Genomic DNA, 13,503 nt, shown 5'->3' on the forward strand with positions numbered 1-13,503 from the left:
AAGAGAAGACCCATGCCCGCCTATCGCTCGCGCACCTCGACCCATGGCCGCAACATGGCTGGCGCCCGGGGCCTCTGGCGCGCGACGGGGATGAAGGACGCAGACTTCGGCAAGCCGATTATCGCGGTGGTGAACTCCTTCACCCAGTTCGTGCCCGGCCACGTGCACCTGAAGGACCTGGGCCAGATGGTCGCCCGCGAGATCGAGGCGGCCGGCGGCGTGGCCAAGGAGTTCAACACCATCGCGGTGGATGACGGCATCGCCATGGGCCACGACGGCATGCTGTACAGCCTGCCCTCCCGCGACCTGATCGCCGACAGTGTCGAGTACATGTGCAACGCGCACACGGTCGACGCGATGGTCTGCATCTCCAACTGCGACAAGATCACGCCCGGCATGCTGATGGCCGCGCTGCGCCTGAACATCCCGGCGGTCTTCGTGTCCGGCGGGCCGATGGAAGCCGGCAAGGTCGTCCTGAAAGGCAAGGAGGTCGCCCTCGACCTCGTGGACGCCATGGTCGCGGCCGCCGACGAGGCGGTGTCGGACGAAGAGGTCGAGAAGATCGAGCGCTCGGCCTGCCCGACCTGCGGCTCCTGCTCGGGCATGTTCACGGCCAACTCGATGAACTGCCTCACTGAGGCCCTGGGCCTGTCCCTGCCCGGCAACGGGTCGGCCCTGGCCACCCACGCCGACCGTCAGCGCCTGTTCCTGGAAGCCGGCCGCACCATCGTCGACATCACCCGCCGCTACTATGAGCAGGACGATGAGACCGTGCTGCCGCGCAGCGTCGCCAGCTTCAAGGCCTTCGAAAACGCCATGAGCCTGGATATCGCCATGGGCGGCTCGACCAATACGGTCCTGCACCTCCTGGCGGCGGCGCATGAGGCCGGCGTCGACTTCACCATGGCCGACATCGATCGGCTGTCGCGCAAGGTGCCCTGCCTGTCCAAGGTCGCGCCCGCCAAGGCCGACGTGCACATGGAAGACGTCCACCGGGCCGGCGGCGTCATGGCCATCCTGGGCGAACTGGAGCGGGGCGGCCTGCTGCACACCGATCTGCCCACCGTCCATACCCCGACCCTGGGTGAGGCCCTGGCCCGCTGGGATATCGGCCGCACCAACAGCGAGGACGTGCGCACCTTTTTCCGCGCCGCCCCGGGCGGCGTGCCGACCCAGACTGCCTTCAGCCAGTCCCGCCGCTGGGAAGAGTTGGATCTGGACCGCGCAGGCGGCGTGATCCGCGACGTCGAGAACGCCTTCTCCAAAGACGGCGGCCTGGCGGTGCTGAAGGGCGACCTCGCCCCGGAAGGCTGCATCGTCAAGACGGCCGGCGTCGACGAGAGCATCCTGAAGTTCTCCGGCCCGGCCAAGGTCTATGAGAGCCAGGACGCGGCCGTCAGCGCCATCCTGACCGGCAAGGTCGTGGCGGGCGACGTGGTGGTGATCCGCTACGAAGGTCCGCGCGGCGGGCCGGGCATGCAGGAAATGCTCTATCCGACCAGCTATCTGAAATCGAAGGGCCTAGGGAAGGCCTGCGCCCTGATCACCGATGGCCGGTTCTCCGGCGGCACCTCTGGTCTGTCCATCGGCCACGTCTCGCCGGAAGCGGCCGAGGGCGGCCTGATCGCCCTCGTCGAGAACGGCGACATGATCGACATCGACATCCCGAACCGCGGCATCAGCCTGCGGGTCGGCGCGGAGGTGATCGCCAAGCGTCGGGCGGCCCAGGAGGCCCGCGGCAAGGACGCCTGGACCCCGGCCGAGCCGCGCCACCGCAAGGTCTCCACCGCCCTGCGCGCCTACGCCGCCTTCACCACCAGCGCCGCGCGCGGCGCGGTGCGCGACGTCGATCAGAAGCGATAAGGCCGCCTCTACGACCCGCCGAAGGCCTCAGGGCCGCGGCGGGTCCTGCGCCACCAGTTCGGCGATCCGCATCAGGGCTGTGGTGAGGACGTCTTGCGTCTCAGGTCCGCCCAGGGAGATCCGGACGCCGTTGCGCGTCTCGGGCCCCGTCGCGAAGGCTTCGGCGCCGACCAGGGACAGACCACGCTGCTGGCCCGCCCGCCGCAGGCTGTCGCCATCCCAGGCCGATGGAAGATCAAGCCAGACATGCAGGCTTTCCTCGGCCGCTGCATAGGCCTGGGGCAGAATACGCCGGGCGATGGCGCAACGGGCGCGCGCCTCTCGCCGAACTCCGGCCAGCAAATGCTCGGCCCGACCGTCGCGCACCCAGGCCGTGGCCATGGCCGCCATCAGCGGGGGCGGCATGAGCGCAATGGCGCGTAGGGCGTCGCCCACGCGCTCGCCCTCTTCCCCTTCCGGCACCGCGAGGTAGGCGATCCGCAGGCCGGGCGTCAGGGTCTTGGCCAGGGTCGCCAGATAGAAGGTGCGCTCGGGGGCGAAGCTGCCGACCGAGGCTGGCGGCGCCTCCAGGAGGCGGCTGTAGGGATCATCCTCGACAATCCAGGCGCCGGCCGCCCGCGCGACCTCAGCGATCGCCTGCCGTCGCTCAGGGCTGGTGGTTGAGGCCGTGGGGTTCTGCAGGGTGGGCACCAGGTAAATCAGCTTCGGCGCCGCATCCCGACAGAGCCTGGCCAGATCCTCCGGCAGAAACCCGTCGGCGTCGGCCGGACAGGCCAACAGCCGCAGGCCGAAACGCTCCGCGACCTGGCGGAACCCCGGATAGGTCAGGGGCTCGACCACCACGGCGTCGCCGGGCGCGCACAGCGCCCCAAGGATGGCGCTGAGAGCAGCCTGGGCGCCTGGGGCGACGAGCACACGCGCGGGCGGGACATCAGCCAGGCAGGGGGAAATCCAGGCCGCCCCCGCCAACTGTTGCCCCGGCGCGCCGGCCCCAGGGTGGTAGGCCATCAGCCGCGCGGCGTCATGCCGCTGCATCAGGTCGACTGTGGTGTCCCGTATCATGTCGGCCAGGGACACGCCCGCCGGGGCCGGGGGCAGGTTCATGCTGAGGTCAATACGGCCGGGATCGTCCTGCAGAGCGTCGGCCCTGACAAAGGTGCCCCGCCCGACCGCGCCGTCCAGCCAGCCCCGCCGGCCCGCCTCGCTGTAGGCGCGGGTGACGGTGGTGATGTCCACGCCCAGCCGATCCGCCACCGCCCGCTGGGGCGGCAGCCTGTCGCCGGCCTGAAGCGCCCCTGACCGGATCGCGTCTTCCAGCGCCCTGAGTATGGACTTGTAGAGGGGCCCGTCACCTCGGCGGACGGAGGACAGCCAGGAGTCAGGTCGGGGAGCCAAGCTTGATGCTCGCGAGAAATCCATGCAATATATCCACATTGCATGGATTTAAGCTCCAGACAATCCAGGACCGCCGCCCATGACTGACATCTCCACAGGCCCGACCTCGCTCAGCGCCGGCCTCCGCTGCCGGTGCCCCCGCTGCGGCCAGGGCGGACTGTATTCGGGGTTCCTGAAGATCGCTGAGGCGTGTGAGGTGTGCGACCTGGCGTTCGATTTCGCCGAACCCGCGGATGGCCCCGCCTTCTTCGTCATGACAGGTGTGGGAATCGCGGTCATCGCCGCCTGGGCGGTGTGGGTGGTCGCTGCGCAGCCGCCGGTCTGGGCGCAGTTCGTCACCGTCTTCCCCGCCCTGCTGGGCGGGTGCCTGGCCACCTTGCGGCCGGTCAAGGCCTGGCTGGTGGCCGAGCAGTACGTTCGCAAGGCCGGCGAGGCGCAATGGCTGAGCACCGGCGCCCACGGCAAGGCGCCGGCCAGCTACAAGCGCAAGGGCTGGTAGTCCGCGGCCCGAGGGCGCGGCTAGCGGCCTATTCCCACTCGATGGTGCCAGGGGGCTTCGAGGTCACGTCGTAGACGACGCGGTTCACGCCGCGGACCTCGTTGATGATCCGCGTCGCGCAGCGGCCCAGGACCTCCCAGGGGAACTCGAAGAAGTCGGCGGTCATACCGTCGGTGGAGGTCACCGCGCGCAGGGCCAGCACATCCTCATAGGTGCGCGCGTCGCCCATGACGCCGACGGTTTTCACCGGCAGCAGCACGGCGAAGGCCTGCCAGATGCTGTCGTAGAGGCCCGCCTTGCGGATCTCGTCCAGATAGATGGCGTCGGCCTGCTGCAGGACGGCGACCTTCTCGGGCGTGATCTCGCCGGGGATGCGGATGGCCAGACCCGGGCCCGGGAACGGGTGGCGGCCGACAAAGGCCGGCGGCAGGCCGAGCTCAACGCCCAGCGCCCGGACCTCGTCCTTGAACAGTTCGCGCAAGGGTTCGACCAGCTTCAGCTTCATGTAGTCCGGCAGGCCGCCGACATTGTGGTGGCTCTTGATCACCGCGCTGGGGCCGCCCTTGGCCGAGACGCTTTCGATCACGTCGGGATAGAGGGTGCCCTGGGCCAGGAAACTCGCGCCCTCGATCTTGGCGCTCTCGCGGTCGAAGACGTCGATGAACAGCTTGCCGATGGTCTTGCGCTTGGTCTCGGGATCCGAGACGCCCTTGAGCGCGCCCAGGAATTCCTCACCGGCGTCAACGTGCACCAGCGGGATGTTGTAGTGGTCGCGGAACATGGTCACGACCTGCTCGCCCTCGTTCTGACGCAGGAGGCCAGTGTCGACGAACACACAGGTCAGCTGGTCGCCGATCGCTTCGTGGATCAGGACCGCCGCCACTGAGGAATCGACGCCGCCGGACAGGCCGCAGATCACCTTCTCGGAGCCCACCTGGGCGCGGATCTTTTCCACCATCTCCTGGCGGAACGAGGCCATGGTCCAGTCGCCCTTCAGGCCCGCGATCTTGTGGGTGAAGTTGCGCAGCATCAGCGCGCCACGCGGCGTATGGGCCACTTCCGGGTGGAACTGGATGCCATAGAAGCGACGGCCCTCGTCGGCGATCACCGCATAGGGCGAGCCCTCGGACGAAGCCACCACATGGAAGCCCTGCGGGATGGCGGTGATCTTGTCACCGTGGCTCATCCAGACGGTCTCTTTCGCGCCGATCTCGCCCAGGCCAGCCAGCAGCGGGCTCTCACGCTCGATCAGGATCTCGGCCCGGCCGAACTCACGGGAGTGGCCGCCCTCGACCTTGCCGCCCAGCTCCGAGACCATGGTCATCTCGCCGTAGCAGATGCCCAGCACCGGCACGCCGAGTTCGAAGACCTTGTGGGTCACCGACGGGCTCTCGTCCTCATGCACGCTGGCGGGACCGCCGGACAGGATCACGGCCTTGGGGCCGAAGGCCTCCAGCATGCCCTCCACCTTGTCGTAGGGATGGATCTCGCAATAGACGCCGCTCTCGCGCAGGCGGCGCGCGATCAGCTGGGTCACCTGGCTGCCGAAATCGACGATCAGGACGCGTTCGTGGGCGGGGGTCTGGGTCATGGCGGCCTCAGGCTTTCGAGCGCTCCAGCACCGCGACGAAGAAGCCGTCGGTGTCGGTGCTGGCGGGGGACAGGCGGATATGACCCGCGGGCGTGAGGAACCGGGCGAGCGCCGGATCCTCCGTGGCGGGCTTCAGGGTGAACTGGGTGTTGCGGGCGAGGAAGGCGTCGACCCGGTCCTCGTCCTCCTGCGGCAGCACGGAGCAGGTGACATAGACGATGCGGCCGCCGGGCTTGGCGAAGGTCGCGCCGAGGTCCAGCACAAGGTCCTGGTCGGCCATGCGCTTGGCGAGCGTGTCCGGCGTCAGGCGCCACTTGGTGTCGGGATGCCTGCGCCAGGCGCCCGTGCCGGTGCAGGGCGCGTCGATGAAGACCACGTCCATCTTGCCCTCGAGCCCCTTCAAGGGGTCGGGGTTCACCGGCGAGCGGATCTGCAGGTTGCGCACGCCGGCGCGGTCGCCCCGACGGATGGTGTCGGCCAAGCGGCGCGGGTCGCTGTCATAGGCGTAGATCTGGCCGGTGGACCCCATGGCCGCAGCCAGGGCCAAGGTCTTGCCACCGCCGCCGGCGCACAGGTCAAGCACCTGCTTACCGCGCACCTCGCCGGCGCAGGCCGCGGCGATCTGGGAGCCGAGGTCCTGAACTTCGAACCAGCCCTTGGAGAAGGCCGGAATGGTCTCGACCGCGCCCGCCCGCTCGGTGGGGTTCGGCGCAGGAATGCGGAAGGCGGTGGGCAGCACGCCAGCGGCTTGGGCCTTCAGCGGCGCGAGCGCCTTGGCGGCGCGCTCCGGATCGGACTTCAAGAGGTTGACCCGCAGGTCGACGGGGGCGCGGGCCGACAGGGCCGCCCCCTCCTCCGCCGCACGGTCCGCGAAGGCGCGCACGAAGTCGGCTTCCAACCAGTCGGGGATATCGGCGCGGATGGCGACCGGCGCATCAGCCAAGTCGCGCGGCGCAGCCAGGGCCGCCATCTCCGCATCGGTCAGGGCGCCCGGGCCATGGGGTTCGTCGGCGCAGGCCTCCGCGATGCGGTCCAGGGCCCAGCCCCAGTCGAAGGCGAGCGCGCCCAGCACCGCGGCGCGGACGCTGTCGTCGCCCATCCTCCAGCCGAGCGACCGGCGGCGGCGCATGGTGTCGAGCACCAGGCCGGAGACAAAAGCGCGGTCCTTGGAGCCTGCGAAGCGCGAGGCGTCGCCCCAGGCCTTCAGCGCCATCTTCACCGGACGGTGACGCGTCTCGACCTCGGTCAGAACCTCGATGGCCGCGGAGATCCGGCCGCCGTCACGCAAGGAAGATCGCCGCCACGATCATGACGATCCCCGCCATGCTGACGAACCAGGCCAGCGTCCGGACCCCGGTCACGCCCAGGGCGTAGAGCGGCACATAGACCGCGCGCCCGGCCACGTAGAGCACGCCGCCCCACAGGGTCAGCGGGCCGGTCTTGGCGACCAGATAGGCGGCGAAGGTGGCCGCCACAAAGAAGGGAAAGGTCTCCTGGAAGTTCCGATAGGCGCGGTCCAGGCGACCGGCGACGCCGGTGAGCGCGCGGTGCTCGTCGCGCGGGCCCGCCGCCCACTTCAGGTCCTGTTCGGGATGCAGGCGCGCCGCCAGCGTCGCCCAGAGCAACTGGACGATGCCGACGACGACCGCCGCCCCGATGAGCAGGAGTTCTGGCGCCGCGTTCATGGTCTAGACCGGGCTCGAATAGTTCGGAGCCTCGCGGGTCATCATGACGTCGTGGACATGGCTTTCGCGCAGGCCCGCGCCGGTGATGCGGATGAACTTCGCCCGCTGCTGGAACAGCGGAATATCCGGCGCGCCCACATAGCCCATGGCCGCCCGCAGGCCACCGACCATCTGGTGCAGGATGCCGCCGATGGGCCCCTTGTAGGCCACCTGCCCCTCGATGCCCTCGGGCACCAGCTTCAGGGCCGAGACCTCCTTCTGGAAGTAGCGGTCCGCCGAGCCCGACGCCATGGCGCCCAGGGAGCCCATGCCGCGATAGGCCTTGTAGGACCGGCCCTGGTACAGGAACACCTCGCCTGGCGCCTCGTCGGTGCCGGCGAAGGCCGAGCCCATCATGGCCGCGTGCGCGCCCATGGCGATGGCCTTGGCCAGGTCACCCGAATACTTGATGCCGCCGTCAGCGATGACGGGGACGTCCGTGCCCTTGGCGGCGCGGACGGCGTCGGCGATGGCGGTCAGCTGGGGCACGCCCACACCGGCGACGATGCGCGTGGTGCAGATAGAGCCCGGGCCGATCCCGACCTTCACCGCGTCAGCGCCAGCCTCGATCAGGGCGCGGGCCCCGTCATAGGTGGCGATGTTGCCGGCGACGATCTGGACGCGATTGGTCTCGCGCTTGATCCGGCCGACAGCCTTGGCGACGTCAGCGTTGTGGCCATGGGCGGTGTCGATCACCACCACGTCCACGCCGGCGTCCACCAGGGCCATGGAGCGCTCATAGCCCGCGTCGCCCACGGTGGAGGCCGCGCCGACCAGCAGGCGGCCTTGGGCGTCCTTGGCGGCCAGGGGATGAGCCTGGGCCTTTTCCATGTCCTTGACGGTGATCAGGCCGACGGCGCGATAGGCCTCGTCGACCACGATCAGGCGCTCAATCTTGTGCTTGCGCAGCAGCTCACGGGCCTCGGCCTGGCTGCAGCCTTCGCGAACCGTGACCAGGTTGTCCTTGGTCATCAGCACCTTGGCCGGAACATCGTCAGAGCCTTCGAACCGCATGTCGCGGTTGGTCAGGATGCCGACCAGCTTTCCGGATTCCGGCTCAACCACAGGAAAGCCCGAAATTTTCCGGCGCGCCTTGATCTCGCGGACTTCGCGCAGCGGCGTGTCCGGATGGATGGTCAGCGGATTGATGACCATGCCGCTTTCGTAGCGCTTCACTTCGCGCACCTGGTCGGCCTGTTCCTCCACCGTCAGGTTGCGGTGCAGGATCCCCATGCCGCCGGACTGGGCCATGGCGATCGCCAGACGGCTCTCGGTCACGGTGTCCATCGCCGACGAAACGATCGGGATGTTCAGACTGATTTCGCGCGTAAACTTGGTGGAGGTGTCCACCTGGGTCGGCATCACATCGGACGGACCCGGTTCGAGCAAAACGTCGTCGAAGGTAAGCCCTTCGCGAATCTCCATGAGACTCTCCATTTTGCGCGGTGCGTATAGGGGGTCATGCCCCTCAAGGGCAAGGGTCGCGTGATCCATCGGCGATCTATTCTTTCGCGTTGGCGGGCGGGACCAGCCCCGCGGCGGTGAAAGCGGCCCTCAGGGCCTGGACCAGGGCGGCCAGCCTGAGCAGGGCCAGGGCCAGGCTGGGCAAGGTTCCCTCCGGACTCCAGACCAGGGTCAGCCCCCCGATCATCGTCCATCCCATGAGCGCCATCAGCGCGGTTGTTCTTGGTGTTGTGTCATTGGGCATGGCGATCTGATGCCCGCTTTGAGCGTGAGAGGAAATCGACATATAAGGTCACCCATGTTCGAAAATCTCACATTAGGACCCCTGCCCTCCCTGAACGCCTTGCGCGCGTTCGAGGCCATGGCCCGGACCGGCCGCGCGACCCTGGCGGCGGAGGAGCTGCATGTGACCCATTCGGCGGTCAGCCGGCAGGTCAAGGCGCTGGAGGCGACCCTGGGCGCGCGGCTGTTCACCGGGCCAAAGCATCGCCTGGAACTGACCGAGGCTGGGCGAGAGCTGCTGCCGCATCTCACCGCGGCCTTCGACCAGATCGCCGGCGCCGTGGCGCGGGTGCGTGGCGGGGCCGAGGACCTGCACCTGGCGGTGAACGCCTCGGTCTCGGTGAAGTGGCTGATCCCGCGCCTGTCCGGATTCACCGAGACGCACCAGGCCGTTCGGCTGCACCTGGCGGAGCTGCCCAGCCAGGCGACCTCGCACCGGGGCTCCGACGCCATTGTCCGGATCTTTCCGAGCTCGCGTCTGGCCGAGCCGGGCATGACGCCGTTTGCGCCCAATCATGTCGGCCTGGTGCTCAGCCCGAGCCTGGCGGAGCGCCATCCCGATCCCCTTACTGCGCCGCGCCTGGGCGCCGTGACCCACCCGCAGGGCTGGGCGATCTGGGCGGCGCTGGCGGGGGTGGAGCTGCGCCCCAGGACCGAACACCCCTACGCCCACCTCCACTTCGCGGTGGATGCGGCGCTGGCCGGCCTGGGCGCGGCGATCATGCCCTGGCTGCTGGTGGCCGACTATGTCGAGGCTGGCCGGCTGGTTGCGCCCCTGGGCTTCCGGCGCGCGGAGAGCGCCTTCGCCCTCTTGGCCGCGCCGGGGGCGTCGAAGCGCGGTCTCGACCAGTTCCGGGCCTGGCTGGTGGCCGAGGGGGCGAAGGTTCCGCCCGCCCCGCTCAGCGCCCCTTGAACCCCAGGGCGGCGATATAGACTTCGGAAGAGTCCGCGCGGCTGGCTTTCGGCTTCAGGTTCTTCACCTCGGTGAAGTGCTGCTTCAGCAGGCCCATGACCGGCGCGGTCTCCCCACCCTGGAAGGCCTTGGCGACAAAGGCGCCGCCGGGCTTCAGCACACTGATGGCGAAGTCCGCGGCGATCTCGATCAAGCCCATGATCCGCAGGTGGTCCGTGCGCCGATGCCCCACAGTGTTCGGCGCCATGTCCGAGATCACCGCGTCGGGCGGGCCGCCCAGCAGCTCAATCAACATCGGCCCGCACTCAGGATCGGTGAAATCCATCTGCAGGATGTGGGCGGGCGGCAGGGGCTCGACCGGCAGCAGGTCGACGCCGGCGATGTGCTTTACCCCGCGCTCAATGGCCACCTGGGTCCAGCCGCCGGGCGCAAGGCCAAGGTCGATGATCCGCGCGCCGGGCTTGAACAGCTTCAGGCGGTCATCGAGCTCGGTGATCTTATAGGCCGCGCGAGAGCGATAGCCGTGCGCCCGAGCCTTGGCGGCGAACGGGTCGTTGACCTGACGCTCCAGCCAGGCCTGCGACGACGGGGTGCGGATCTTGGCCGTCTTCAAGCGCGCGGGCTTGCCGCGGCCCTCTTCGGTGCCGCCGCTGGGCGGCTTGACCATACGTTTGCGGGGCGGTTCGGTCATTGGGCGGCCTCCTGCGGGCGGCCGGGGCCACGGCCGCCGCGTCTGCGGCGACGCCGGCGTCGGGCGTTGGGACGTTCGGACATCAGCGACATCAGGATGCCCTCACGCAGGCCGCGGTCGGCGACCCGCACGCGGCTGCAAGGCCAGAGCTCCTGGACGGCTTCCAGGATCGCGGCGCCGGCCAGCACCAGGTCGGCGCGGTCGGGCCCGATGCAGGGCTGCTCCGCCCGCTCCTGGGGGCTGAGATTGAGCAACAGGTCAGCGGCGGCCTCGCACTCGTCGCGGGACATCCAGATGCCGTCCACCCGGCTGCGGTCATATCGACGCAGGCCCAGGTGCATGCCGGCCAGGCTGGTGATCGCCCCCGAGGTGCCCACCAGGTGAGCGCGGTCGGCGTCGAAGACCGGCCGCATGGGATCGGCGTGATGGAAGGCGGCCAGTTCGGCCTTCACCCGGTCGACCATGGCGCGGAACCAGGTCTCGGTCGCCTGTTCGCCCTCGGGGAACTGCTCGGCCAGGGTCACGACGCCGATGGGAATCGACAGCCAAGCCTTGATCGGCAGCTTGCCGGGCGCGAACCGGGCGGTGTCCGCATCCAGCCCCTCGCCCTGCATGTCGACCCAGGACAGCTCGGTGGAGCCTCCGCCGACATCGACCACCAGGGCGGCCTCTGCGGTGCGATCCAGCAGGTTCAGGCAACCGGCGACGGAGAGCTGGGCCTCCTCGCGGGGGCTGATGATCTGCAGCTTCAGGCCGGTCTCCTCGGCCACCCGGGCGATGAAGTCCGGACCGTTCTCAGCCGAGCGGCAGGCCTGAGTGGCGATGGCCTTGAGCTTCACCACCCGGCGGCGGCGGACCTTCTCGGCGCTGACCTTCAGGGCCGCCATGGCGCGATCCATGGCCACGTCGGACAGTCGTCCGCTCTGGGACAGGCCCTCCCCCAGGCGCACGATCCGCGAATAGGCCTCGACCACGCGAAAGCCGCGCCCGGTCGGCGTGGCGATCAGCAGGCGGCAGTTGTTCGTCCCGAGGTCGAGGGCGCCGTAGCAGGGCGTTTCCGGCTGTGGGGTCTCGGGTCGGGTGCGGCCCTGGGGCCGGGGATTGGGCGCGTTCATGCCTCCACCGTCCGGCGGGGGCGCGCACCTGTACGTCTCGGGCGGCGTTCGCATCGAACGCGCCTCGGGGGCGTAACCTGCATGGATCGCCTACTCTGTCGCAGACGCGGCGGTCGCGTCTCATTTCGAGGACAACTGTAGCCGAAGGGTTCGCCTGCCGGAAGGCGCGGCCTTGAAGCCTGACAGATGATTGTTACGTTCACCTCCTGGTTAGGTGACGTGGTGTAGATTCCGTTTCATGGATGCTCGAACCGACAACATGAGCGTCGGCAAGGTCGCGATGACCGCTCCCGACGTCCGACTCGCGAAGTTCGCCATTGGCGACGTCGTGAAACACCGCGTCTTCAACTTCCGTGGCGTCATCTTCGACGTGGACCCCACCTTCGCCAATACCGAGGAGTGGTGGCTGTCGATCCCGGAACACATCCGGCCGCGCAAGGACCAGCCCTTCTATCACCTGCTGGCCGAGAACGAGGACAACGCCTACGTGGCCTATGTCTCGGAGCAGAACCTGCTGCCGGACGACACGGGCGAGCCGGTGGGCCACCCGCAGGCGCCGCTGATCTTCGAATCCTTCGATCAGGGCCACTACACGCTGCGGCCGCGCATCAGCCACTAGGCGCGGGCGGCCTCTGGCGAAAGGTTTTCACGAGAAGTCCCGATTTTCGGGATGATTTCGAATGAAACTTTCTGGCCGGTTGAGCGATCCTTGCGGGTATGAGCCCGGCAACGCAACCCCCGCCCCCTGGCGCACGCCCTGACTGGACCATCGACCAGGACTGGGACGCCTACACCGCCGATGAGCATCGGGTGTGGGACACGCTCTATGAGCGTCAGGCCGCCCTGCTGCCCGGCCGCGCCTGCGACGCCTTCCTGAAGGGGCTGGATGCGCTGAACCTGCATCGCGGCGGCGTCCCCGACTTCCGGGCGATCAATCCCGAGCTTCAGCGGCTGACCGGCTGGACCGTGGTCGCCGCGCCAGGCCTGGTCCCCGACGAGGTGTTCTTCGAGCACCTGGCCAACCGCCGCTTCCCGGCCGGGACCTTCGTGCGCAAGGCCGACCAGCTCGACTACCTGCAAGAGCCCGACGTCTTTCACGACGTCTTCGGTCATGTGCCGATGCTCACCGATCCGACCTTCGCCGACTACATGCAGGCCTATGGCCGGGGCGGTCTGCGCGCCCTCGGGCGCGGGCAGTTGCACAACCTGGCGCGACTATACTGGTACACGGTGGAGTTCGGCCTGCTGGCCACCGAGGCGGGTCTGCGCATCTATGGCGCGGGCATCGTCTCCTCCCGCGCCGAATCGATCTTCGCCCTGGACGATCCCTCGCCCAACCGGCTGGGCTTCGACCTCGAGCGGATCATGCGCACGCCTTACCGGATCGACGACTTCCAGCAGGTCTATTTCGTCGTCCCGGCCCTGCAGGCGTTGCTGGACGCGACCCTGAAGGACTTCGGGCCCATCTATCGCCGCCTGGACAGCGCGCCCGACCTCGGGATCGCCGACGTGCGGACAGAGGATGGGGTCATCACCCGCGGGACCCAGGCCTATGCCCGCGCCCGCGCCCGCGCCTGAGCCCTATTCCGCGCCTGCGGCCCGCTTCTTCAGCGTCTCGAAGCCGGCCTGGATCTGGGCGCGCTGGGCCGGGGAGAAGATCCGGTAGCGCTGAGCCTTTGGCCCGTCGGCCACGCTAATCTCGGCCTCGCTGACATAGATGTAGCGCCCCTGATAGGCGCCCACGAGCGGCTGGCCGTGCTCCAGGCGCAGGCCTTCCAGCCGACCCGCGCAGGACTCCAGGTTCTCGATCCCGCTCACCAGGGGCCGGAAGTCGGGCTTTCCGTTGAGGCCCTCCACCATCCGCCAGCAGACGCCGGCGCTGGTGGGCGCGCCCGCTTCACGGCCGCAGGCGCCGAGCCCAAGGACCAGCAGCAGCGGCAGGATCGTCTTGGTCCCCATGGCCCCT

Annotated in this window: 14 protein-coding genes; 5 read left to right on the top strand and 9 right to left on the bottom strand. The window is 68.9% G+C overall.

All coding sequences use genetic code 11. The features are described 5' to 3' along the window. The first annotated feature begins 12 nt into the window (after positions 1–12). Positions 13–1,863, top strand: a complete 1,851-nt coding sequence (gene ilvD, locus ACFQ27_RS07345) for a dihydroxy-acid dehydratase (protein ID WP_377353138.1) — start codon at positions 13–15, stop codon at positions 1,861–1,863. A 27-nt stretch (positions 1,864–1,890) separates the two neighbouring features. On the opposite strand, the gene ACFQ27_RS07350 is transcribed toward ilvD, so the two are convergent. Continuing rightward, on the bottom strand, positions 1,891–3,258 hold the full coding sequence (locus ACFQ27_RS07350; protein ID WP_377353139.1) for an aminotransferase-like domain-containing protein: 1,368 nt from the start codon (positions 3,256–3,258) through the stop codon (positions 1,891–1,893). A gap of 79 nt (positions 3,259–3,337) precedes the next feature. Between ACFQ27_RS07350 and ACFQ27_RS07355 the strand changes: the two genes are divergently transcribed. Continuing rightward, complete coding sequence (locus ACFQ27_RS07355) at positions 3,338–3,757, top strand: DUF983 domain-containing protein (RefSeq protein ID WP_374544408.1); 420 nt, start codon at positions 3,338–3,340, stop codon at positions 3,755–3,757. 28 nt (positions 3,758–3,785) lie between these two features. Here the strand turns inward: ACFQ27_RS07355 and guaA are convergent, their stop codons facing one another. The 5 genes from guaA to ACFQ27_RS07380 form a co-directional block, all read right to left on the bottom strand. Continuing rightward, positions 3,786–5,348, bottom strand: a complete 1,563-nt coding sequence (guaA, locus tag ACFQ27_RS07360; protein ID WP_374346490.1) for a glutamine-hydrolyzing GMP synthase — start codon at positions 5,346–5,348, stop codon at positions 3,786–3,788. A gap of 7 nt (positions 5,349–5,355) precedes the next feature. Next, positions 5,356–6,636, bottom strand: a complete 1,281-nt coding sequence (locus tag ACFQ27_RS07365) for an RsmB/NOP family class I SAM-dependent RNA methyltransferase (protein ID WP_377353140.1) — start codon at positions 6,634–6,636, stop codon at positions 5,356–5,358. Continuing rightward, positions 6,629–7,033, bottom strand: coding sequence for an MAPEG family protein (locus ACFQ27_RS07370; protein ID WP_377353141.1), 405 nt, complete (start codon positions 7,031–7,033; stop codon positions 6,629–6,631). The genes ACFQ27_RS07365 and ACFQ27_RS07370 overlap by 8 nt, the downstream gene beginning before the upstream one ends. Before the next feature lie 3 nt (positions 7,034–7,036). Continuing rightward, complete coding sequence (gene guaB, locus ACFQ27_RS07375) at positions 7,037–8,497, bottom strand: IMP dehydrogenase (RefSeq protein WP_374346487.1); 1,461 nt, start codon at positions 8,495–8,497, stop codon at positions 7,037–7,039. A gap of 76 nt (positions 8,498–8,573) precedes the next feature. Beyond that, positions 8,574–8,723 (bottom strand): hypothetical protein, encoded by a 150-nt coding sequence (locus ACFQ27_RS07380; protein WP_377353142.1) that lies wholly within the window; start codon positions 8,721–8,723, stop codon positions 8,574–8,576. A 111-nt stretch (positions 8,724–8,834) separates the two neighbouring features. Between ACFQ27_RS07380 and ACFQ27_RS07385 the strand changes: the two genes are divergently transcribed. Beyond that, positions 8,835–9,731 (top strand): LysR family transcriptional regulator, encoded by an 897-nt coding sequence (locus tag ACFQ27_RS07385; protein ID WP_377353143.1) that lies wholly within the window; start codon positions 8,835–8,837, stop codon positions 9,729–9,731. On the opposite strand, the gene ACFQ27_RS07390 is transcribed toward ACFQ27_RS07385, so the two are convergent. Together ACFQ27_RS07390 and ACFQ27_RS07395 are read right to left on the bottom strand one after the other, a co-directional pair. After that, the gene (locus ACFQ27_RS07390) at positions 9,718–10,422 is read right to left on the bottom strand and encodes an RlmE family RNA methyltransferase (protein WP_374346484.1); all 705 of its coding nucleotides are present in this window, start codon (positions 10,420–10,422) and stop codon (positions 9,718–9,720) included. The genes ACFQ27_RS07385 and ACFQ27_RS07390 overlap by 14 nt on opposite strands. After that, complete coding sequence (locus ACFQ27_RS07395) at positions 10,419–11,537, bottom strand: Ppx/GppA phosphatase family protein (protein WP_377353144.1); 1,119 nt, start codon at positions 11,535–11,537, stop codon at positions 10,419–10,421. The genes ACFQ27_RS07390 and ACFQ27_RS07395 overlap by 4 nt, the downstream gene beginning before the upstream one ends. A gap of 280 nt (positions 11,538–11,817) precedes the next feature. On the opposite strand from ACFQ27_RS07395, the gene hspQ reads away from it, so the two are divergent. Together hspQ and phhA are read left to right on the top strand one after the other, a co-directional pair. Further along, positions 11,818–12,156 (top strand): heat shock protein HspQ, encoded by a 339-nt coding sequence (gene hspQ / locus ACFQ27_RS07400; protein WP_374346593.1) that lies wholly within the window; start codon positions 11,818–11,820, stop codon positions 12,154–12,156. Between the two features lie 98 nt (positions 12,157–12,254). Beyond that, complete coding sequence (gene phhA, locus ACFQ27_RS07405) at positions 12,255–13,115, top strand: phenylalanine 4-monooxygenase (RefSeq protein WP_377353145.1); 861 nt, start codon at positions 12,255–12,257, stop codon at positions 13,113–13,115. Between the two features lie 3 nt (positions 13,116–13,118). On the opposite strand, the gene ACFQ27_RS07410 is transcribed toward phhA, so the two are convergent. Then, positions 13,119–13,496 carry a hypothetical protein gene (locus tag ACFQ27_RS07410; RefSeq protein ID WP_377353146.1) on the bottom strand — a complete coding sequence of 126 codons (378 nt, stop codon included), beginning with the start codon at positions 13,494–13,496 and terminating at the stop codon, positions 13,119–13,121. Positions 13,497–13,503: the final 7 nt, after the last annotated feature.

The sequence above is a fragment of the Phenylobacterium conjunctum genome (assembly GCF_042679085.1).
Lineage (GTDB): Bacteria > Pseudomonadota > Alphaproteobacteria > Caulobacterales > Caulobacteraceae > Phenylobacterium > Phenylobacterium conjunctum.

Bases quoted from the DNA above. Each gene is read 5' to 3' on its own strand.
- ilvD (WP_377353138.1), top strand. From the start codon at position 13: ATGCCCGCCTATCGCTCGCGCACCTCGACCCATGGCCGCAACATGGCT.
- ACFQ27_RS07355 (WP_374544408.1), top strand. From the start codon at position 3,338: ATGACTGACATCTCCACAGGCCCGACCTCGCTCAGCGCCGGCCTCCGC.
- guaA (WP_374346490.1), bottom strand. From the start codon at position 5,348: ATGACCCAGACCCCCGCCCACGAACGCGTCCTGATCGTCGATTTCGGC.
- ACFQ27_RS07370 (WP_377353141.1), bottom strand. From the start codon at position 7,033: ATGAACGCGGCGCCAGAACTCCTGCTCATCGGGGCGGCGGTCGTCGTC.
- guaB (WP_374346487.1), bottom strand. From the start codon at position 8,497: ATGGAGATTCGCGAAGGGCTTACCTTCGACGACGTTTTGCTCGAACCG.
- ACFQ27_RS07380 (WP_377353142.1), bottom strand. From the start codon at position 8,723: ATGATCGGGGGGCTGACCCTGGTCTGGAGTCCGGAGGGAACCTTGCCC.
- ACFQ27_RS07385 (WP_377353143.1), top strand. From the start codon at position 8,835: ATGTTCGAAAATCTCACATTAGGACCCCTGCCCTCCCTGAACGCCTTG.
- ACFQ27_RS07390 (WP_374346484.1), bottom strand. From the start codon at position 10,422: ATGACCGAACCGCCCCGCAAACGTATGGTCAAGCCGCCCAGCGGCGGC.
- ACFQ27_RS07395 (WP_377353144.1), bottom strand. From the start codon at position 11,537: ATGAACGCGCCCAATCCCCGGCCCCAGGGCCGCACCCGACCCGAGACC.
- hspQ (WP_374346593.1), top strand. From the start codon at position 11,818: ATGACCGCTCCCGACGTCCGACTCGCGAAGTTCGCCATTGGCGACGTC.
- phhA (WP_377353145.1), top strand. From the start codon at position 12,255: ATGAGCCCGGCAACGCAACCCCCGCCCCCTGGCGCACGCCCTGACTGG.
- ACFQ27_RS07410 (WP_377353146.1), bottom strand. From the start codon at position 13,496: ATGGGGACCAAGACGATCCTGCCGCTGCTGCTGGTCCTTGGGCTCGGC.